The sequence below is a fragment of the Cognatundibacterium luofuense genome (assembly GCF_018139685.1).
GTDB classification, from domain to species: domain Bacteria; phylum Pseudomonadota; class Gammaproteobacteria; order Burkholderiales; family Burkholderiaceae_D; genus Undibacterium; species Undibacterium luofuense.
The window spans coordinates 422,062-442,588 of record NZ_JAGSPN010000001.1; the positions used below are offsets into that span (position 1 = coordinate 422,062).

General features: G+C 52.4%; 16 protein-coding genes. 8 read left to right on the forward strand and 8 right to left on the reverse strand.

Features of this window, described 5'->3' with window-relative positions; all coding sequences use genetic code 11:
- Positions 1 to 9: 9 nt before the first annotated feature.
- The 6 genes from ahcY (at position 10) to KDM89_RS01975 (ending at position 5,772) form a co-directional block, all read left to right on the forward strand.
- Positions 10 to 1,428, forward strand: coding sequence for an adenosylhomocysteinase (gene ahcY / locus KDM89_RS01950; RefSeq protein WP_212686247.1), 1,419 nt, complete (start codon positions 10 to 12; stop codon positions 1,426 to 1,428).
- A 56-nt stretch (positions 1,429 to 1,484) separates the two neighbouring features.
- Positions 1,485 to 1,829 (forward strand): phage holin family protein, encoded by a 345-nt coding sequence (locus KDM89_RS01955; RefSeq protein ID WP_189357141.1) that lies wholly within the window; start codon positions 1,485 to 1,487, stop codon positions 1,827 to 1,829.
- The gene (gene metF / locus KDM89_RS01960; protein WP_212686248.1) at positions 1,826 to 2,662 is read left to right on the forward strand and encodes a methylenetetrahydrofolate reductase [NAD(P)H]; all 837 of its coding nucleotides are present in this window, start codon (positions 1,826 to 1,828) and stop codon (positions 2,660 to 2,662) included. The genes KDM89_RS01955 and metF overlap by 4 nt, the downstream gene beginning before the upstream one ends.
- 400 nt (positions 2,663 to 3,062) lie before the next feature.
- Complete coding sequence (locus tag KDM89_RS01965) at positions 3,063 to 3,473, forward strand: type 2 periplasmic-binding domain-containing protein (protein ID WP_212686249.1); 411 nt, start codon at positions 3,063 to 3,065, stop codon at positions 3,471 to 3,473.
- Between the two features lie 29 nt (positions 3,474 to 3,502).
- Positions 3,503 to 4,663 carry a porin gene (locus KDM89_RS01970; protein ID WP_212686250.1) on the forward strand — a complete coding sequence of 387 codons (1,161 nt, stop codon included), beginning with the start codon at positions 3,503 to 3,505 and terminating at the stop codon, positions 4,661 to 4,663.
- Positions 4,664 to 4,989: 326 nt separating this feature from the next.
- A complete protein-coding gene (locus tag KDM89_RS01975) occupies positions 4,990 to 5,772 on the forward strand; it encodes an oxygen-binding di-iron domain-containing protein (protein WP_230427617.1) in 783 nt (260 codons plus the stop codon).
- 351 nt (positions 5,773 to 6,123) lie between these two features.
- Here the strand turns inward: KDM89_RS01975 and KDM89_RS01980 are convergent, their stop codons facing one another.
- A complete protein-coding gene (locus KDM89_RS01980) occupies positions 6,124 to 6,594 on the reverse strand; it encodes an Lrp/AsnC family transcriptional regulator (RefSeq protein ID WP_189357136.1) in 471 nt (156 codons plus the stop codon).
- A 120-nt stretch (positions 6,595 to 6,714) separates the two neighbouring features.
- On the opposite strand from KDM89_RS01980, the gene metC reads away from it, so the two are divergent.
- Positions 6,715 to 7,920 carry a cystathionine beta-lyase gene (metC, locus tag KDM89_RS01985; protein ID WP_212686251.1) on the forward strand — a complete coding sequence of 402 codons (1,206 nt, stop codon included), beginning with the start codon at positions 6,715 to 6,717 and terminating at the stop codon, positions 7,918 to 7,920.
- A 128-nt stretch (positions 7,921 to 8,048) separates the two neighbouring features.
- On the opposite strand, the gene KDM89_RS01990 is transcribed toward metC, so the two are convergent.
- The 5 genes from KDM89_RS01990 to KDM89_RS02010 all read right to left on the reverse strand — a co-directional run bounded on the left by KDM89_RS01990 (position 8,049) and on the right by KDM89_RS02010 (position 16,427).
- Positions 8,049 to 10,295, reverse strand: coding sequence for a penicillin-binding protein 1A (locus KDM89_RS01990; protein ID WP_212686252.1), 2,247 nt, complete (start codon positions 10,293 to 10,295; stop codon positions 8,049 to 8,051).
- Positions 10,292 to 12,070 (reverse strand): ABC transporter ATP-binding protein, encoded by a 1,779-nt coding sequence (locus KDM89_RS01995; protein WP_212686253.1) that lies wholly within the window; start codon positions 12,068 to 12,070, stop codon positions 10,292 to 10,294. The genes KDM89_RS01990 and KDM89_RS01995 overlap by 4 nt, the downstream gene beginning before the upstream one ends.
- Positions 12,060 to 13,811: an ABC transporter ATP-binding protein gene (locus KDM89_RS02000; protein WP_212686254.1), complete on the reverse strand. Its 1,752-nt coding sequence runs from the start codon at positions 13,809 to 13,811 to the stop codon at positions 12,060 to 12,062. The genes KDM89_RS01995 and KDM89_RS02000 overlap by 11 nt, the downstream gene beginning before the upstream one ends.
- Before the next feature lie 70 nt (positions 13,812 to 13,881).
- Positions 13,882 to 16,005, reverse strand: coding sequence for a prolyl oligopeptidase family serine peptidase (locus KDM89_RS02005; RefSeq protein ID WP_212686255.1), 2,124 nt, complete (start codon positions 16,003 to 16,005; stop codon positions 13,882 to 13,884).
- A gap of 137 nt (positions 16,006 to 16,142) precedes the next feature.
- Positions 16,143 to 16,427: a hypothetical protein gene (locus KDM89_RS02010; protein ID WP_212686256.1), complete on the reverse strand. Its 285-nt coding sequence runs from the start codon at positions 16,425 to 16,427 to the stop codon at positions 16,143 to 16,145.
- A gap of 154 nt (positions 16,428 to 16,581) precedes the next feature.
- Here KDM89_RS02010 and KDM89_RS02015 point away from each other — a divergent pair, with 154 nt between their 5' ends.
- Positions 16,582 to 17,028, forward strand: coding sequence for a cupin domain-containing protein (locus KDM89_RS02015; RefSeq protein WP_212686257.1), 447 nt, complete (start codon positions 16,582 to 16,584; stop codon positions 17,026 to 17,028).
- Positions 17,029 to 17,152: 124 nt separating this feature from the next.
- Here KDM89_RS02015 and KDM89_RS02020 read toward each other — a convergent pair whose 3' ends face one another.
- Together KDM89_RS02020 and KDM89_RS02025 are read right to left on the reverse strand one after the other, a co-directional pair.
- Entirely contained in the window at positions 17,153 to 19,006 is a 1,854-nt protein-coding gene (locus KDM89_RS02020) for a M4 family metallopeptidase (protein ID WP_230427618.1), read from the reverse strand.
- Positions 19,007 to 19,647: 641 nt separating this feature from the next.
- Positions 19,648 to 20,526, reverse strand: coding sequence for a M14 family zinc carboxypeptidase (locus KDM89_RS02025; protein WP_212686258.1), 879 nt, complete (start codon positions 20,524 to 20,526; stop codon positions 19,648 to 19,650).
- Position 20,527: the final 1 nt, after the last annotated feature.

Sequence of the window (20,527 nt, forward strand, 5' to 3'; positions counted from 1 at the left end):
GAGGGCGTGATGAACGCCACCACAACACAACAAACCCAACAGGATTTTCTGGTTGCTGACCTGAGTCTGGCTGACTGGGGCCGTAAAGAAATTCGCATCGCTGAAACCGAAATGCCGGGCCTGATGGCAATTCGTAAAGAGTTCGCTGCGTCCCAGCCGCTGAAAGGCGCGCGTATCACCGGTTCCCTGCACATGACGATTCAGACCGCTGTGCTGATCGAAACACTGATCGCACTGGGCGCGCAAGTACGCTGGGCTTCCTGCAATATTTACTCCACACAAGATCACGCAGCAGCAGCGATTGCTGCCGGCGGCACGCCCGTATTCGCATTCAAAGGCGAAAGTCTGGATGAATACTGGGAATTCACACACCGTATTTTTGAATGGACTGACGGTGGTTACTCCAACATGATTCTGGACGACGGCGGCGACGCAACGCTGTTGCTGCATCTGGGTACCCGCGCTCAGAGCGATCTGTCTGTGCTGGACAAACCGGGTTCCGAAGAAGAAGTGTGCCTGTTCAATTCTATTCGCGCACATCTGGCGAAAGATCCGCAATGGTATTCCAAACGTCTGGCAGAAATTAAAGGCGTGACCGAAGAAACCACCACCGGCGTGCATCGTCTGTATCAAATGCATAAAGACGGCAAACTGGCCTTCCCGGCAATCAACGTGAACGATTCCGTGACCAAATCGAAATTCGATAACCTGTACGGTTGCCGCGAATCTCTGGTTGACGGTATCAAACGTGCGACTGACGTGATGGTTGCCGGTAAAATTGCTGTTGTCTGCGGTTACGGTGACGTCGGTAAAGGTTCTGCACAAGCGATGCGCGCGCTGTCTGCCCAAGTCTGGGTCACAGAAATCGATCCTATCTGCGCACTGCAGGCTGCGATGGAAGGTTACCGCGTAGTGACGATGGAATACGCGGCAGAACACGGCGATATTTTCGTGACGACCACCGGTAACTACCATGTGATCACGCACGACAACATGCTGCGCATGAAAGATCAGGCTATCGTTTGCAACATCGGTCACTTCGACAATGAAATCGACGTGGCTTCCCTGAAGCAGTACACATGGGAAAACATCAAACCGCAGGTCGATCACGTGATCTTCCCGAATGGCAAACGCATCATTCTGCTGGCAGAAGGCCGTCTGGTAAATCTGGGTTGCGCAACCGGTCACCCATCCTACGTGATGAGCTCCAGCTTCGCGAATCAGACACTGGCACAGATCGAACTGTTCCAGCGTAATGCAGACTATCCGGTCGGCGTATACACGCTGCCGAAACATCTGGATGAAAAAGTGGCCCGTTTGCAGCTGACACGTTTCAACGCCCAGCTGACCGAGCTGACCGAAGAACAGGCGAACTATATCGGTGTGAAAAAAGAAGGCCCGTACAAGCCTGAACACTACCGTTATTAATCTGCAAAACTCCCCGCCATGCTCGTCAGACCGGGGAGTTTTTTTCAGGAGCTGATATGCGTTTGTTAGCCAACTGGCTGATCAATGCCATTGCCTTGCTGGCGATTCCGTATCTGATGCACTCAGTACAAATCGACGGACTCGGCACTGCACTGGTGGTGGCACTGGTGCTGGGACTGGTAAATGCCGTGATCCGGCCCTTGCTGGTATTGCTGACCTTGCCGGTCACGATGCTCAGCATGGGATTATTTATCTTTGTGATTAACGGTTTGCTGTTCTGGGGCGTGGCAAATATGGTGGATGGTTTTCATGTCACCGGATTCTGGTCTGCTACCGGCGGTGCATTGTTATACAGCGTGATTTCCTGGACTTTGTCGACTTTAATTTTTGAGCAATCATGACTAGCCCGAATTTCAGTATTGAGTTTTTCCCGCCGAAAACGGCAGAGGGTGCGGAAAAACTGCGCGTAACACGCGCAAAGCTGGCGCAACTGAAGCCGCAATATTTTTCTGTCACGTTTGGTGCCGGTGGCACAACACAACAAGGCACACTGGATACCGTAGTCGAAATCCAGCGTGAAGGGATGCAGGCAGCACCGCATTTATCGTGTATTGGTGGTACCAAAGAGTCCATTGGTGCGATTCTGCGTCAGTACCAGAACTTCGGCATTCGCCGCGTGGTTGCACTGCGCGGTGACTTCCCGAGTGGTTACGGTATGGGCGGCGAATTCCGTTTTGCGAACGAATTAGTGGAATTTATCCGCGCTGAAACCGGCGACTGGTTCCACATCGAAGTTGCTGCGTATCCGGAAATGCATCCGCAGGCGCGTTCGCCGCAGGACGACGTGAACAATTTTGTACGCAAAGTCAAAGCCGGTGCCAATTCTGCGATTACTCAGTATTTCTACAATGCCGATGCTTACTTCCAGTTTGTCGATGAGGTGCAGAAGCAGGGCGTGGATGTACCGGTGGTGCCGGGTATTATGCCGATTACCAGCAGCTCGCAATTGCTGCGTTTCTCGGATATGTGCGGTGCAGAGATCCCGCGCTGGGTGCGTCTGAAACTGCAAAGTTTTGGTGACGATACCGCGTCGATCAAAGCCTTTGGTCTGGATGTTGTGACGGATATGTGCGAACGCTTGCTCGCTGGTGGCGCACCCGGCCTGCATTTCTACTCGCTGAATCAGACAATCGCCACGACCGAAATCTGGAATCGCCTCACGGCAAATAAGTAAGAAAAGTTGTCACTGATTGCATATCAGTACAACGGCTACAAAAAAGCACCCACCAAGGGTGCTTTTTCTTTTGCGGCAATCTGCCGGTACAGCATAACAACGTCCAGGTATCCGGTGCTGATCATTGTATGAACAGGAAAATAACAATGTCGCCACGTTGCAAATGAATTGTTGCTTTTTGTCAGGAAACCAGACTTGCCTTGGAACTGGTCTGCATTTGTGCCTATAGTGAATTCAGGGGACTGGCTGGTGCGGGGAAGCCTATCAATAAGTTATTTCAAAAAAATAACATTCGTTTTCTGAGCATTCAAGCGTTCCTGTATCAGGGTTTTACTGAATCCGCGGATACGGGAAATCATGTATCGGTCATCGCTGTTGTCGTAAAGCGGGGAGGGGCTGTATGAAAATGCGTGATTGGTTGGTTTCCGGCGGAATGCTGGCAGCAATGCTGCCATCGCTGGCAAATGCGGAACTGGTCGTGATTGTGAATAAAGACAATCCCGCAACCAAGATGTACCTGAGTCAGGTGTCGCAATTCTATCTGGGTGGTTCCAGCTTATTTGCACCGGTGGAGCTTGCAGAAACGTCTTCACTGAAGGCAGAATTTTATAAGAAAGTACTTGATAAAGAGCCATCGCAGGTGCAGGCGATCTGGGCAAAGCTGACATTCACTGGTAAGGCAAAACCACCGAAAGAATTTAAAACGGCAGCTGAAGTACGTAAGTACGTTGCTGAGACACCGAACGCCATTGGCTATGTGGATAAAGCCACTGCCGATGATTCGGTTAAAGTCGTCGCTGTCGTTCCTTAACAATCAGCTGCATTGTCAGGAGGATTACCATGAAGAAGCTTGTATGTGCTTTGTTATTCCTGCCCGGTCTGGCATCTGCAATTGATCTGGACGAATCGGGTTCACTGAAGCTGAGCGGCTTTTACAACATCACCGGCGCGAAAGTGATCAGTGGTTCTGCGCTCGGTAATTCCACACCGTGGAATTACATGCAGTACAAATGCCCTTGTTCGATTCAGAACTGGGAATACACCGGCGTTTATGAAAAAGAAAAGGGCTGGCAGTTTGATCAGGAATCGCTGATCGGCGTGCAAATCAAAAAAGATTTCAGCAGTACGTTTTCTGCCACCGCACAATTGATCGCACGTGCTAATAACCCGTATCAGGGTTCACGTCCGACGGTTGACTGGGCATACCTGACATGGCAGCCATCAGACGATTCTGCATGGACATTTCAGGCGGGGCGCTTCCGTATTCCTTTGTATTACTACAGTGATTATTTATACGTCGGTTATGCTTATCCGTGGGTACGCCCCGCACCGGATGTGTATGGCTGGCCGATTTTTTCTTATGACGGAGCGAATGTCAGTTACCGTACGCAGATCGGGCAATCTGACTGGGCAATGACTGCCACCGCGTGGACTGGCAGCTATTCGCAAAGCAATAACGCCTATTACACCCGTTTGTATTACGGCACGCCGACGGATGATGCATGGAAAAAAATACTGGGCGTATCGGTATCGGCAAATAATGGCATCTTTGATGTGCGCGCGATGATGATGCGCCATGAAGAAACCGTATCGCAAAATGATCCTTCAGCGGGTACCGTGTATTTGCTGAAAGATCAGCCAACCCGTATCTACGGTTTGTCCGCCAATATGGATTATAAAAACTGGCTGATCAAAACTGAGGTTGATCGTTTTGAACAGAAAAATCCTGCGCTGGGTATTAATAATATTTATAAATATGCTTTGATCGGTATCGGCTACAACTACGGTGCATGGACGCCGATGTATACCTATTCGCAGTACACAACGGTCACTGAACCGATTGAAGCGCGGAGCTCGCATTATTTGTCACTGCGCTGGGATTTCCGTAAAAATATGGCGCTGAAAGTGCAGTACGATATTTCCAAAGACAAGTCCCATTATCCTTATCAGTTCTTTGGCGATTCACGTGTATTGTCTGTATCTTTGCAAGGCACATTCTGATCCGGCCATAAAGTCCTGAAAAAAACCGCAGCCATGCGCTGCGGTTTTTTTATCTGTGCATCTGGCTTCATTGCTGAGTGGCGACAGACTGGCAGCAACTGAAGTTCGTTTCCTCCCATTTTTCCCCGTATGACAGCAGAGTTTCAACAAAAGAAACAGGTGGCAGAAAAGTCGTGTAATTCGCATAACTTGCCGCCATTTGTCAGGAACTGTAGCAAGTGGTTCTATGCGTACCTCATCAAATTGATGTAAGTCAAGAAACTGTATGGCGCTGCTCGTTACAATCTGATGTCCGATTTTGGATGACAGCATAACGGGAGAATACATTGGCAATCGAACTGTATAACGATGGTAAGCACGTCTGTGTCATGTTCAACGATCTCGTTAAAGATGCTACCGATCATGCTGTCCAGGCTAACCAGTTTCTGGTGGTGTCTGACGGCGAGGGCGCGCTGATTGATCCATCCGGACATCTGACCTATAACTCGCTGGTGTTATCGATGCACCGTTACCTGCCGAAGCAGCAGCTGAAATATCTGTTTGCTTCGCATCAGGACCCGGACATTATCGGCGCGTTGGATAAGTGGCTGTTCAGCACCGAGTGCAAACTGTATGTGTCTAAGCTGTGGTCACGCTTTGTGCCGCATTTTTGTAATCTGAACCGCGCAGAGGGCCGCATCATCGGTATTCCGGATGAGGGCATGCCTGTGCATTTGCGCGACACCATCATCCACGCAGTACCGGCGCACTTTCTGCACGCCGAAGGCAATTTCCAGTTTTACGATACTAAATCCAAAATTCTGTTTTCCGGTGACGTTGGCGCATCCATGGTGGATGAGCATGAAATTGAAAAGCCGATTGAAACCAAAGAAGAATTTCTGGCCTCACTGCACACCATGAGCGGTTTCCATAAGCGTTATATGGTGTCGAATAAAGTCTGCCGCTACTGGGCCGCCATGGTACGTGAGATGGATGTGGAGATGCTGGTGCCACAGCACGGTCGCTATTTCAAAGGCCGCGAAGCAATTCACGCTTTCCTGGACTGGATTGAAAACCTGCAATGCGGTATCGATCTGTTCACACAGGAACATTACCGTTATCGCGGATAAGTCCGGCTTCATACCAGCCAGCATGTGCTGAGCAAATGCAAAGCGCTGCAAACCAGTGATGGTTGCAGCGTTTTTTATTGCTGGTTTGACCTGTCAATCACTGCAATTGCTTCAGAGATACTGAGAGCCGGATAACAGCCTGAAAAAGGCCCGGAAAACCCTGAAAACGGCTTGAATGCGGAGTTCAGCATAGCGATGCGCTTGTCGTCGGCAGAAAGTCCGGGCCTCGCAAAAGTGGGTATGACGATATTTGCACAATTGGTGCGCCGGAAAGGCATTCCACGCCGGCCTGATTAGTAAGCTGTGCTGGTCAATACACCGGCAGATCAACCGTAACCGGCGGACGGAAACTTATTTTTTCAGTTGCACATAATCCAGCGGCAATGCGGTGGTGCTTTTAATCACTTCCATCACAAAGCTGGAACTGACATCCTGCAGATCCGCCACGCGCACCAGCTTTTTATACACCTGATCAAATCCGGCCATATCCGGCACATGCACTTTCAGCAGGTAATCGATGTCGCCGCTCATGCGCAGAATTTCCACGATTTCCGGAATATCACGCACGCCGCTGATGAATTTCTGCATCCAGGTTTCGTTATGTCTTGCCGCTTTCAGCGCCACCATTACCGTCAGCCCCAGATTCAGTTTGACCGGATCACATAAAGTCACCTGCGCCTGAATCACGCCTTCTTCCTGCATTTTCTGCACCCGTCGCCAGCACGGTGTGACGGATAAATGCACAGATTCGGCCAGTTCAGCCATCGAAATACTCGCATTTTTTTGTAGAATTTCGAGGATTTCTAGGTCTTTTTTATCCATAAGTTCAGATTTGTAGAAAATTTTTTTAATGTTAGCTCAAAATCGCACTTAATTTGGTAAAAAATTTTCCGCGCCTCTTGTTACGATTTCTGCATAGTTACTTTTATGCAGGAGCGCACCATGGCAGACCACAGCACAGAATTTCAGACCGCTACCCGACTGACCCACGCCGGACGCAAAGGCAAACGTCATCACGGGCCGGTGAATCCGCCGCTGGTGCGCGCATCGACCATGCTGTTCCCGGATTGCGCATCGCTGCAGGAAGCCTATGGCACACGTCGTGTGTATGGCCGCCACGGCAATGAAACCACCCATGCGCTGGAACAGGCGCTGTGCGCAGCGGAAGGTGCTGCTGCCTGTCTGCTGACACCGTCCGGTTTGTCGGCAATCACCACAACGCTGCTGGCGTTGCTGAAATCCGGCGATCATTTGCTGATGACCGATTCCGCCTACGATCCGACGCGCCACTTCTGCGACAACATGCTCAAGCAAATGGGCGTGGAAACCGCATACTATGATCCGCTGGCAGGTGCAGACATTGCTGCACTGATCAAACCGAATACCAAAGTCATTTTTGTTGAATCTCCGGGTTCGCTGACCTTTGAAGTGCAGGATATTCCTGCGATTGCCGCTGCAGCACATGCAGCCGGTGCAGTGGTGGTATCCGACAGCACATGGGCGACGCCGGTCGGCTGGAAATCGTTTGAACTGGGCGTGGATGTGTCGATCCATGCAGCGACCAAATACATCGTCGGTCACTCGGATGCGCTGATGGGTGCGATCCTGACGAATGCAGCGCTGGAAGCGCCGATTCGCGATACTTACAAACAACTCGGTCTGGCGATAGGTGGCGATGATGCCGCACTGGCGCTGCGCGGTTTGCGTACGATGGCAGCCCGTCTGGCGGTGCATCGTGAAAGTGCAATGCGCGTTGCTGAATGGCTGGCTGCGCAACCGGAAGTGGCTGAAGTCTTGTATCCGCCTATGCCGGGTGCACAGGGTCATGAAATCTGGAAACGTGACTTTGATCCGAAATACGCCTGCGGTCTGATGGGTGCGCGTTTTCATGACGACATCTGCCGTCAGCAAGTCGCGGCGCTGATCGACAGTACAGATTTATTCGGTATCGGTTTCAGCTGGGGCGGTTATGAAAGTCTGCTTCTGCCGACCGATCCTTCGCGTGTCCGCAACCATCGTGCTGCGCAATGGACTGCGCCGATGATACGTTTGCATGTGGGACTGGAATGTGTGGAAGATCTGATCAGCGATCTGCAACAAGGATTTGACGCTTTGCGAGAGCAGGCGCGTTTGGCTCGTGCAGCCTGACTCTCCCTGAAGGAGCAATAGGGCTGTCATACGCTTGTCACGCGGTTTCGCTATGATAAGGACTGTCCTACTGCTTCTCCTCCAAAGGTCAGGATGTTTTTCCCGCGGCGTTTGCCGCGGGATTTTTTTTATTGCGCAGGCGGTGTGATGACAGCCGGCGGCGCTTCTTCCAGACCCAGCTGGCGCACACCACCACCGTTCAGCCATTCCTGATACATCCAGTCTCCTTCCGCATTGCTGACACCTTCGGGCGCAGCACGCACGATTTGCGGCTTACCGGCCAGTGCAGCGCGCATACTGTCAATCCAGATTGGCAAAGCCAGCGTCGCACCGAATTCACGTCCACCCAGCGATTTCGGATCGTCATAACCCATCCAGGCAACCGCCACCACATTCGCCGCATAACCGGCAAACCAGCCATCCACTGCATCGCTGGTGGTACCGGTTTTACCCGCCAGATCGGCACGCCCGAGTTTGCTACTGGCCGATGCAGCCGTACCGCTGCGGGTGACTTCGCGCAGCATACTGTCGGTAATAAAAGCATTGCGGGCATCAATCACACGCGCCGACTCATCCACTTTGGTCACCGGTACGGACTTCAGTACCTGACCTTTGGCATCCGTGATTTTCGTAATCAGTTGCGGGCTGACCTGATAGCCGCCGTTTGCAAACACCGCATACGCACCCGCAAGCTGCATTGGTGTCACCGCACCAGTGCCCAGTGTCAGTGTCAGATTGGCCGGATGTTTATCTTTGCTGAAACCGAAATGCTGTAACCAGTCCAGTGCATGCTGTACGCCTATCGCTTGCAGAATCCGCACGGAGACCACGTTTTTTGAATGCGCCAGCGCATAACGCATACTGACCGGCCCTTCATATTTGCCGTCGTCATTGCGCGGATCCCACTTCAGTACCTCATCCGTGGTTTGCGATAACTGCACGTCGTTAATCTGGGTCGCCGGAGAAAAGCCTTTTTCCAGCGCAGCCGAATAAATAAACGGCTTCATACTCGAACCCGGCTGACGCCAGCCGCTGGTGACGTGGTTGAATTTTTTCCGGTTGAAGTCAAAACCCCCGACCAGCGCGCGCACCGTACCATCATCCGCATTCAGTGCCACATATGCACCTTCGACTTCCGGCAGCTGCGTAATACTCCAGCGGTTCTTACTGTCTTTGATCACGCGGATCACAGCGCCCGGCACAATTTTTAATGCAGACGCTGCTTTAGCTTGCAGACCTGCACTGGCAAAACGCAAACCGTCACCATCAATCGTCACAGTCTCACCGCTGGCGAGTTCTGCAATCACTTTACGCGGGCTGGCTTCGGTGACGACGGCCGCCAGCAGCGTATCGCTGGAAGGATGTTTTTTCAGCACATCATCAATCGCATCGTCACGTTCTTCGCTGTCGGAAGGCAATTGAATAAAGGCTTCCGGGCCGCGGTAACCGTGGCGCTGATCATAAGCCATCACGTTTTTACGTACAGCTTCATACGCAGCATCCTGATCTGCCTTCAGCAGCGTTGTATAGACGCGGATGCCGCTGGTGTAGGCTTGCTCTTTGTATTCTTCGACGACTTTCTGGCGCACCATTTCCGCGACATAGTCCGCACGCGAATCAAAAATCTGTTTGCCGGTCACGGTGATTTTTTCATGTACCGCCTGATCATACTGATTTTCGGTAATCACACCGCGCGTCAGCATCAGCTTCAGCACCACTTCCTGACGCTGTTTCGCTTTCTGGAAATTCGCCACCGGATTATGACGTACCGGATTTTTCGGAATGCCAGCCAGCATCGCTGCTTCTGCCAGCGTCACATCTTTTAAAGATTTATTGAAATATGTGCGCGCCGCACCGGCGAAACCATGAGAGCGTTGTCCCAGATAAATCTGGTTCATATACAGTTCCAGAATCTGGTCTTTGCTAAGTGCCGATTCGATGCGCGATGTCAGCAGTAATTCTTTGAGTTTGCGATTCACGGTTTTTTCCTGACTCAGGAAGAAATTCCGTGCCACCTGCATGGTAATGGTGGAAGCACCCTGATGAAAGCCACCACGCAAATCTGCCAGTACAGCACGTCCGGCCCCAATGAAATCCACGCCATTGTGCTCATAGAAGCGTGCGTCTTCGGTCGACAGCAACGCATCTTTCATCACTTTCGGCATGTCTTTGATGGCAACAAATTCACGGTGTTCTTCACCGAATTCACCGATCAGTGCATTATCTGCCGTGTAAATCCGCAGCGGAATTTTCGGGCGGTAATCGGTTACCGCATCCAGATCAGGTAAGCCGGGTGCCAGTACCAGAAAGGTATAGCCTGCGACTCCCAGTACAGCAGTACCGGCGAGTGCGCCCAGTCCTAATAACCACTTCATATTGTTTCCCTTTCTTCCAGCGTCTGTAAGGTGTACAGGCGCTGATAAATACCTTGCTCGATCTGCATCAGGCTGGCGTGCTGCCCCTGTTCAGCAATGACGCCGTGATTTAACACGATAATCTGATCAGCGTCGCGTATCGTGGATAAGCGGTGCGCAATCGCGACGACGGTGACCTTGCCGCGTAATTCATTCAGTGTCTGCTGCACAATCTGTTCGGTTTCACTGTCGATATGCGAGGTCGCTTCATCCAGAAACAGAATGCCGGGTTTGCCAGCCAGCGCACGCGCTATCGCGATCAGTTGCTTTTGTCCGGACGACAATTGCACGCCACCGGCACCCAGCTGTGTTGCATAACCATGTTCAAATGCACTGATGAAATCATGAATATGCGCGGCTTTTGCCGCAGCAATTATTTCGCCTTCAGCGATATCACGACCCATGCGGATGTTATCGGCAATACTGGCCGCCAGCAAATACGGCTCCTGCGGAACCAGTCCGACGCGCTCACGGAAGTGTTGCGTGCCGTAAGCATGCACCGGTTTATCATCGATCAGGATTGTGCCAGAGTCAGCTTCGTAAAAACGCAGCAGCAGACTCAGTAGCGTGGACTTGCCACTGCCGGTGTGTCCGACGATACCGGTCATTTGCCCGTCAGCGATTTGTAAATTCAGATTTTTCAGGACGGGTTTGCCGGACTGATAAGAGAAGTTCAGGTCGCGGATCGCAATACTGCCGCTCTCCATATGTGCGCTGCCATTCTGTTCAGCCCCTTGCGGTTCCTGCAGCAGCGTATTCACGCGCGCGGCCGATACGATGGCTTGCTGAATCTGCCCAAACTGCATGGTGATCTGAATCAGTGGTTCGACGACACGCGCGATATAGCTGACAAACGCATACAGAATACCGATTTCCACACCGGAAAAACGCTGCTGGCTGAAACTGAAAATGATGATGATCAGAAGAAGAATATTCAGAAAGTCCAGTGCCGGGCGCAATAACCATGCATTGGCTTTCAGTTCCTGCAAACGGGCAGCGTAGTGCAATTGCCCGGTCTGATCAAACCGCTGCGCAAATCTTTGCTCTGCGCGACTCGCCTGCAGTGTATGCATGCCCTGCAGACTTTCGGCTAACTGAGCATTGATATCGCTGCGCAACTGGCGTGCACGGGACACTGCCGGAGCGCTCCAGCGCTGGTAAAACCAGACAATCAGCACCACAGCAGGAATCAGTGTCAGTACTACCAGCATCAGGCGCCATTCGAGCAAGGCCATACCGGCCATTGCACCAACGACCACAATCGAACTGTCCAGCATCACAAACAGCACCTGCACATACAGATTTTTGACTGCTTCGGTATCGTTGGTGACGCGGCTGACCAGCTGACCCGTCATGCTGCGGTCAAAAAATGCCATCGGTAATTTCAGCACATGCGCATACACCTGCTCGCGCAGACGCTGCACCGAGCGCATTGCCACACCCGCCAGCCTGACCAGCTGCCGATAACGCAGCCAGGTGGCTATCCAGCCGGACACCAGAAAGGCCAGCAGTAAGGGGATAATTTCAGCCCATGCCAGATGACGTGGCAGCAGATACTGATCGATAAAGGCTTTACCCAGCCACGGGCCGACGGCTTCCAGACCGGCTGCGATCAGCAGCATCAGCAAGCCTTTACGTACCTGCGTTTTTTCCGGACCGGCAGCGCCGAACAGTAATTGCAATGCGCGTTGACGCTGTTCCGCCGGTGTCAGTGGTTGTTGTTGCTCAGGCTGCATCTAAACTCGCCTCCAGTTGCTGATAACGCCATTGCGAGGCGTACCATCCGTCTTGCTGAAGAAGGGAATCATGATTTCCCTGTTCATGGATTTTTCCGTTTTTCATCACAAGAATCTGATCTGCTTCAGCCAGCGCACTCAGACGGTGGCTGATGATGATCATGGTGCGTGAAGGGTGTTGCTGGCGCAGATGGCGTAAGTGCTGCAGGATCTGCGTTTCAGTCGCCGTATCCACCGCAGATAAGGCATCATCCAGAATCAGCAGTGCACTGTCAGTCAGCAAGGCACGTGCAATTGCCACCCGCTGACGCTGACCGCCGGACAGCGTAATGCCGCGTTCACCGACCGGTGTCTGATATCCCTGCGGGAAACGCAGAATATCTTCATGTACCGATGCCAGCGTCGCTGCACGCTCAATCTGCGCCTGACTTGCACCCGGTGCCGCCAGCGCAATATTTTCTGCCACGGATGCGGAAAACAGAAACGGTTCCTGCGCGACCCAGTTCAATTGCTTGCGTAATGCATCTAACTGATAGGAGGACAAAGCCTGCCCGCCCCACAGTATCTGTCCCTGCTGAACTTCATACTGACGTAACAACAGACGTACCAGTGTGGATTTTCCGGCGCCGGTCGGGCCGGCGATACCGATGGTTTGTCCCGCACGGATCTCCAGACTCAGATCCTGCAATGCCGGTGTCTGTTGCGAAGGATAAGTGAATTGCAGATGCTGCATGCTGAGTGCGGGTGCGGGCAGGGTGGTCAGCGTGCCATTATCTTTGACTTGCAGTTCTGCGTTCAGAATCGGTTCCAGCCGTTTCCATGCCGCCTTGCCGCGCTCCAGCAACGCCAGCACCCAGCCAGCGGCAAACATCGGCCAGATCAGCTGGCCCAGATACATGCTGAAGCTGGTCAGCGCGCCGATGGTGATTTCATGCTGCCAGACCAGCCAGCCACCGGTCGCCAGTGTCATGAATCCGGCGACAGTCAGACTCAGCCCGACGGCTGGTTCATACGCGGCTTCCCAGCGCTGTGCCTGATAGCTGGATTCGCGCGCGGCACTGGCCAGCGCTGAGAATTGCTCAGCATTACGCTGTTCCAGACCCAGCGCACGAATAGTGCGCACGCCAGCCAGAGATTCCTGGACCTGTTCGTTTAAGGCGCTGAAACTATCCAGTGAAGCTTTGGACGCATCGTGCACATGGTGGGTAATGCGGCGGAAAGCAAACGCCATCAGCGGAAACGGCAGCAATGCGGCCAGGGCCAGCCGCCAGTCAACGCCGGTCAGCATCATGCCGATCACCAGTCCGAAGGTAACACTGCCGTCGAAACCCGCCAGCGCAGCTTCGCCTGCGGCCAGTTCAATCGCGTCCGCATCATTGGTGCCCATGGCCATCAGGTCGCCGGTTTTCTGCTGATCAAAAAAAGCGCCGCTTTGCAGGCAGAGTTTCTGATACAACCGCGTCCTTAATTCCACACCCAGCTGATAAGACGCGGTGAACAATTGTATGCGCCAGCCAACCCGCAAAAAATAAATCGTGATACCCGCCAGCAGCAGCCAGCCGAGTTCGCGTATCAGGACGCTGGCATCGGCCTGATGACTGGCGAGCTGATCAATCAGATAGCCGACCTGACGCGGTATCCAGACCGTCAGTACAGAAATCGAAACCAGCATCATCGCCGCCAGCACATAATTGCGCCGGTGCCGCCGTATAAAAGACCACAGAAACTGAAACAGTGTCATAGCGTTGTCAGATAAAAAAATCCGTTACTCCGGCATGGAGTAACGGATTGCGGAAGGGCGAAAAGCCGGATTATTTGTGTACTGCGTTGGCAGCGTTATCCGGTTTCAGCATATTCCACAGGAAGGTGTAAGTGATGGCACTCATGTCAGCGCGTTGCTCATTATTTGCCGCACCGCCATGGCCGCCTTCGATGTTTTCATAGTACCAGACATTTTTATGTCCCTGTTTCAGCATCTTAGCAGCCATCTTACGGGCATGACCCGGATGCACGCGGTCATCACGGGTGGACGTGATGAACAGCACATTCGGATATTTCACACCGGCTTTGACATTGTGATACGGCGAATAACGGCGGATGAAATCCCATTCGGCTTTGATATCCGGATTGCCGTATTCACCCATCCACGAAGCACCGGCCAGCAGTTTGTTAAAGCGCTGCATGTCCAGCAGCGGCACCTGACTGACAACCGCATTGAACAGATCCGGACGCTGCGTCAGCGCCACGCCGGCCAGCAAGCCACCGTTACTGCCACCCATTGCACCCAGATGGCGCGGGCTGGTGATTTTTTTGCTGATCAGATCCTGCGCCACAGCGGCGAAGTCATCATACGCGCGCTGACGATTGCCTTTCAGCGCTGCTTCATGCCAGCGCGGGCCGTATTCGCCGCCACCACGGATATTCGCCACCACGTACACGCCACCTTTTTCCAGCCAGCTCTTGCCGAGGCCACCGGAATACGACGGTGTCAGCGGTACCAGGAAGCCGCCGTAGCCGTACAGCAGGGTAGGATTGTTGCCATCCAGTTTCGCATCTTTGCGCTTGACCACAAAATAAGGCACTTTGGTGCCATCTTTCGAGGTGGCAAACTGCTGCACTGTTTCATACGCGCTGGCATCAAAGAAGGCCGGCGCAGATTTCAGTAATTCACGCTGATCGCTGCCGGCATTCGCCATCATATACACAGCCGGTGTCAGGTAATCGGAGAAGCTCAGTGTGTACGCATCACTGCTTTCTGCGTCCCAGCCGGCCACGCCGACAGCACCCATGGTCGGCAGATTGACCTGACGGGAACTCCATTTACCATCTTCCAGTTTCCATTCAGTCAGACGGCTTTTCACATCTTCCAGTGTTTGCAGCAACAGGAAATTTTTGGTTTCTGCCGCGCCGACATACGATGTGGATGGAGTCGGTGTGAACAGCACGGTGAACTCACGGCCACCTTGTTTGAAACTGTCAAAACCGGTTGCCAGTACGCTGCCGCTGACATAGGTTTTGCCGTTCACAGCCCAGTCTTCACGCAGCGTGATCAGCATCTGATCGCGGAAGAAACCGATATCAGCTTTGGCCGGAACTTCCAGACGGTTCAGTTTGTCGCCGTCGCGGTAGAAGTGTTCTGCGGTGTAGAACGTTATCTGACGGTGCAGTAATTCGTACTGATGGTTCTGATGGCGGCTCAGCTGTGCGCTGACGCTCATATCCGTAGTTTTGCCTTCCAGCAGAGTGGTCGCATTTTGCAGCGGTGTGCCGCGTTTCCATTCTTTGATGATGCGCGGATAGCCGGAATCCGTCATGCTGCCTGCACCGAAATCGGTAGCAACATAGATGCTGTCCAGATCGCGCCAGTCGGCGGACAGTTTGGCTTCCGGTAATGTAAAGCCGTCTTTCACAAAGGATTTGCTGGCGATATCAAATTCACGCACAGTCACTGCATCCGCACCACCGCGCGACAGGCTGATCAGGCAGCGGTCATACACCGGCTCACGGCAGTTCGCGCCTTTAAATACCCAGTTAACATTTTCCGCTTTGCCGATTGCATCGATGTCCAGCACGGTTTCCCATGCCGGTGTGGTTTTGCGGTACTCTTCCAGTGTGGTACGACGCCATACGCCGCGCGGATTGGCTGCATCAGTCCAGAAGTTGTAGACGAAATCGCCCATCTTATAAATGCCCGGAATCCGGTCTTTGGAATTCAGTACCACCAGCAAGTCATCTTTGAGCTTGGCGTAACCGGCGTCATCTTTCAGCTTGGCGCGGGTTTCTGCATTGCGCGTTGTCACCCACTCCATCGGCTTTTTACCTTCGACCTCTTCCAGCCACTGGAAAGGGTCTTGTTGTGCAGCGGCCTGGCCGGCAAAACCGGTCAGGGCAAGGGCGATCGCGGTGATCGCTGGCCAGTGATATTGCTTGTTCATTGTTCTCCTCTCGGGTCTGGTCGTGTTGTCAGCAGCGCGCCGCTTTGCCATGAAAGCTGGTTCAGGCGGTGTCGCTGCAGGTATCCGGGACAGCGATCTTCGCATTCGCAAAGTATGACTGCAAGGTTTTCGATGCCTTAAAAACACCGAAGTTCGGGAAAGTCAGCAAAAACAGCGAAGCGCTGGTTTTTGGTGTGCGCTGCCGTTAAAAATTTCGTTTTTACGCAGAATTGTGAACAGTCCGTCCTACACTCTGTTGCAGCCGGAAAACAGGCATTTTTTACCTCAAATGCGGTGTTCAGCACAGCGATTCCGTTGTCGTCGGCAGAAAGTGCGGCTCTCCGAAAATGCCTGATGCGGATATTTGCATAGTTGCAGTGAAATCCAGCTCTGTATTGAAGCTGCGGCAGATCGGTACGCATACCGCTGAGATTGCCTGATTTCTGTTGTATTTGCTATGCCGGAAGACGGTTCTGACCGAAATATGCGTATTGCATGCTGAACGCGGTACAGCATACGGCGGATGGCAGGGTATAGTGTCGCATTATCTAAATGACACTAAGTAAGGAGAAAATCATGCAAGGATTCGTCACTTCCCGTCTCGCTGCGTTACTGGCCGGTATGGCACTGACCGGCTTCAGCAGCATTGCACTGGCAGATGGTGCTGCACATGCCGGTGCGGTGTCGGAAGTATTGCTGAAAAGTACTACTTCCTGGGATGGCAAAGCTTACGCGGCTTATCCGGCCGGACAGCCGGAAATGACCGTGCTGAAGATCACGATTCCGCCGAAAACCAGTCTGCCGTGGCACCATCATCCGGTACTGAACGCCGCGTATGTGGTATCCGGTCAGCTGACCGTGGAAAAGCAGGAAAACGGTGAAAAGAAATTACTCGGTCCGGGCCAGGTCTTACCGGAAATGGTCGGTAGTATTCACCGTGGCACCAGTGGCGACGAGCCAGTCGTACTGATCGTGTTTTACGCCGGTGCGCAGGGCACGCCGCTGACGATTAAAAACGACTGATGCATTTACGGTAACCAGCTTCGCTTGCAGATATTTGCAGGGTAGAAGTTGGTTGCAGTGAAGCACCGCACCATAAAAAAATCCCCGGCGAACCGGGGATTTTTTATTTTCAGGACCCTGTGGATTACTGGTAAGTTGCTACCAGAGACATGCCACTGGAAGTCGAGTAGCCATATACCATGATGTAGTAGGTAGTGGCTTTTGGTGCCGCGACAGAAACAGTTTCTGTGTTGGTGGAACCATCAGACTTGAAGTCATAAGTGGTTGTGGTTGGTGCTGCGGACGCTTTCACGTACAGATCGGAGTCACCAGTGCCGCCGGACAGTTTGATGCTCAGATTTTTCGCACCGGATGGAACAACCAGTGTGTAGATCTTGCTTGCGCCGGATGCCAGGCTGATACCGGTTACCGGTACGCCTTTAGTCAGTGCTGTGCCGCTTGGTGGTGTTGTGGAGCAGGATACGCCAACGCCTTTGAATGCATTGGTAACATCAGCTACAACGTAACCACGGTTTGCAGCGGCTTTTTCCACACCGCATGCACCGGCGTTGAATGTGCTGCTGGATGTCCAGTACAGACGGTTTGCATCAGCCATGACTTCAAAGGCTTTGCGAGTATTCCAGCCTGCAGTTGTTGCCAGCAGGTAGAACGCTTTGTTGTACACACCGCTGGTGTAGTGAACGTCCATGCTGCTGGTGTACTTGGAAGCGTTATCGATAGAGCCGCCATCCAGTGGTGGGTTGTACATGTAACGCAGCGCGCCGGATGCTTTGAAAATGTCAGTGCCGACTTTAAAGTCGTTGGTGCCGCGAACATAGTATTTCGCTGCTTCACCGGCCATATCAGAGAACGCTTCATTCATACCACCGGACATACCGGAATACACCAGACCGGAGTTTTGTTCGGTAAAGCCGTGGGACACTTCATGGCTGGTTACGTCCAGAGAAACCAGCGGGTAGAAAGTGGAAGCACCGTCACCGTAGCTCATTGCTGTACCGTCCCAGAATGCATTTTCATAGCTGGAACCGTAATGCACTTTCATGACCAGTTTCTGGCTGATAGGACGCACGCCCAGATACGCCTGGTACATGTTGAATACCTGGTTACCGAAGTAATGCGCATCGTTCATTGGCGAGTATGCGCCGTTGATCGATTTCACTGTGTTGCGCGGGCATGTGAAGGAATGCAGTGTGCCGGAGCCGGAAGTCGCGCCGTTCATGTTGTAAGTATCAACATTGGTGCTGCTCAGCTTACAGGTGGAGCCGGAAACAACAACGTCCAGGAAGCCGTAGCCAGCAGTTGTACCGTACTCATACTGACCGGTTTTCTGGTTACCGCCAGGACCTGTGCCGGACAGTGTGTGTGTCAGACCTTCCCATTGTTGCAGTACTTTGCCGGTGTTCGCATCGATCAGGAAGTGTGGACGGCTTGGTTTGTTCGGATTGGATGTGTCAACGAAGGAAACGGCGTAAACCAGTTGTGCTTTGTTGTTGTCATCCAGTTTTACAAACAGTTTGGACTGTTCGTTTTCAGCAGAGTGTGCACGTGCCTGTGTTTTGGCCATGCCCAGTGCTTGTTTGTCAGAGTACAGTGGCTTGATCGAAACCAGATCTTTGTCGATGTTGCGGATCATGGAACCGCTCATGACCGGTGCTGCGAAACCGCGCACACGGTGTTCAACGATCGCTTCACCCCAGACTGGTACGCCCTGGTGCAATTGCTGGAAGCGGGTAACAACTTTACCGTCAGCATACGTCTGGCTGCGCAGTGCCTGCAGTTCGCCGGATGCCAGTCCCAGTGCCTGATGCGCCTGGATAGAACCACCTGCTGCCAGCGATGCACGGGACGCTGTGGACAGCGCTGGTGCATTTTTGTCCAGATCAATACGATCTGCCGCGGAAGCACTCCATGCTGCTGCCAGCATGACTGCCATCACGGTTGGACGGAACAACTGTTTTGTTTTCAAAGCTCGTGTCATTTTTTCTCCAGTATTTCTTGTAGATTTTGTTGATCCCGCCGGTTCACGGTCGGGTGAAAATGAACCGCAAAGAACGATTGGAACGGAGCAGAATCCCGACTCGTGACCGGGATACGGTATGCAGCCTGCTCACTCCCTGATGGATTCGCCACATCGCTGTGACGAGACGGAAGTTAAACAGACAAAATTAAATTCGGAAACTGACTTGTTGTTTTGTGAAAAATAGAGGAAAACTGTAAAGAAATTTTTTCGGAACAAAATTTCTTCAGTTGCCAATTTTTTCAAACAAGTTTCATGCGAAATGAATAATGCGGAGCGAAAAAGGTGGAAAAGTCTACCTTTAAAACAAAACAGTTTTAACTAAAAAGATTGACAGTCAGTAAAGTGCTTACCAAAAACACATTGACAGGAAAGAACGACTGTGATTGCCGTTGAGGCAGCGGCTTCGGTGAGCGCTGCTAAGTCATTGAATCAGAACAGGTAAACCTCGAAAAAGTTCCCTGAATTTTTGATTGTGCAGTAATCATTACAAGATACATATGTAATGGAATGCAACAGACGCTATTTTCGCCTGAATTTGGAAAAATTTTGTAAAGAAATTTTCTTTTTTTGCGGAGGAAATTTAGCTGGCTGAAAAAATATCAGTCTTTTACCGATGCTTTGGAAAGATTTTTTCTTATCCATTGCTGCATGTCATCCCAGATTCGGCTGATTTCGTCATCTGACGGCATTTGCCGTGCATTCGGTAATTCGATGGTTACCACCGGAATATCTTTGTGCAGTCCGCTGTAATTGCCGAGTGAGCCAGGATAGACGCCGACACGGTTATAAATTAAGCGGCCGAAACGTACCGGTGGCTCGGCAGGACCGTCAAAATCCAGCACGCCGTAGGGCGCATGGACGGAAATAATCACATGCGGCTTGTAGCGTTCGATTTCTTCATTGACCCAGCGGCTTTCCGGTTCGGAGACCGGTTGTTTGCCGGGAAAGCGGCGCGGATCACGCCGGGTAGTGCGCACCCAATAATCTTCGGCCTCTTTCTGCCATTCCGGTGTCGGAAAGTTGCGGTTCAGGTCCACACCGTTCGCATTCACGCGGGTGGCCGGTTTTGCCAGTAATCCATCCGGATTCACAACCGGCGCCACTTTCCACTGAAACTCGCCGGGGCCGTTGCGCAACAGCTTTTCCATCCATTTAAACGTGATTGCGGAAGAAGTCTGTTCGTCGCCGTGGATACCACCGAGCAGCAGAATGCGTAAGGCATTCGGGTTGCCGGCTTTGGCGCTGAAAAAGCGCATCATCAGCGGAATTCGCTTCACCGAATACGCGCCGGACGGAGCCAGATGCAGACGCTGACAATCCTGTTCGGAGATGGCGGGCAGTTGCGGCGTGATGGTTTTGCACCAGTGTTCACTGGCAGAGGGGGGCGATGAAGCGGCGGCGCCGGAGGCAACCGCCGTGTAAGGCATCAGTACGGTGCACGATGCCAGCGTGCAGGCTACTGCGAAACGACGTGGCATC

What these genes read in the sequence shown, in the direction of transcription:
- KDM89_RS02025 (WP_212686258.1), bottom strand. Translation starts at nt 20,526, where the DNA reads ATGCCACGTCGTTTCGCAGTAGCCTGCACGCTGGCATCGTGCACCGTA.
- KDM89_RS01995 (WP_212686253.1), bottom strand. Translation starts at nt 12,070, where the DNA reads ATGCAGCCTGAGCAACAACAACCACTGACACCGGCGGAACAGCGTCAA.
- KDM89_RS02010 (WP_212686256.1), bottom strand. Translation starts at nt 16,427, where the DNA reads ATGCGTACCGATCTGCCGCAGCTTCAATACAGAGCTGGATTTCACTGC.
- KDM89_RS01970 (WP_212686250.1), top strand. Translation starts at nt 3,503, where the DNA reads ATGAAGAAGCTTGTATGTGCTTTGTTATTCCTGCCCGGTCTGGCATCT.
- KDM89_RS01990 (WP_212686252.1), bottom strand. Translation starts at nt 10,295, where the DNA reads ATGAAGTGGTTATTAGGACTGGGCGCACTCGCCGGTACTGCTGTACTG.
- KDM89_RS01965 (WP_212686249.1), top strand. Translation starts at nt 3,063, where the DNA reads ATGAAAATGCGTGATTGGTTGGTTTCCGGCGGAATGCTGGCAGCAATG.
- metC (WP_212686251.1), top strand. Translation starts at nt 6,715, where the DNA reads ATGGCAGACCACAGCACAGAATTTCAGACCGCTACCCGACTGACCCAC.
- KDM89_RS02020 (WP_230427618.1), bottom strand. Translation starts at nt 19,006, where the DNA reads ATGACACGAGCTTTGAAAACAAAACAGTTGTTCCGTCCAACCGTGATG.
- ahcY (WP_212686247.1), top strand. Translation starts at nt 10, where the DNA reads ATGAACGCCACCACAACACAACAAACCCAACAGGATTTTCTGGTTGCT.
- KDM89_RS02000 (WP_212686254.1), bottom strand. Translation starts at nt 13,811, where the DNA reads ATGACACTGTTTCAGTTTCTGTGGTCTTTTATACGGCGGCACCGGCGC.
- KDM89_RS02005 (WP_212686255.1), bottom strand. Translation starts at nt 16,005, where the DNA reads ATGAACAAGCAATATCACTGGCCAGCGATCACCGCGATCGCCCTTGCC.
- KDM89_RS01955 (WP_189357141.1), top strand. Translation starts at nt 1,485, where the DNA reads ATGCGTTTGTTAGCCAACTGGCTGATCAATGCCATTGCCTTGCTGGCG.
- metF (WP_212686248.1), top strand. Translation starts at nt 1,826, where the DNA reads ATGACTAGCCCGAATTTCAGTATTGAGTTTTTCCCGCCGAAAACGGCA.
- KDM89_RS02015 (WP_212686257.1), top strand. Translation starts at nt 16,582, where the DNA reads ATGCAAGGATTCGTCACTTCCCGTCTCGCTGCGTTACTGGCCGGTATG.
- KDM89_RS01980 (WP_189357136.1), bottom strand. Translation starts at nt 6,594, where the DNA reads ATGGATAAAAAAGACCTAGAAATCCTCGAAATTCTACAAAAAAATGCG.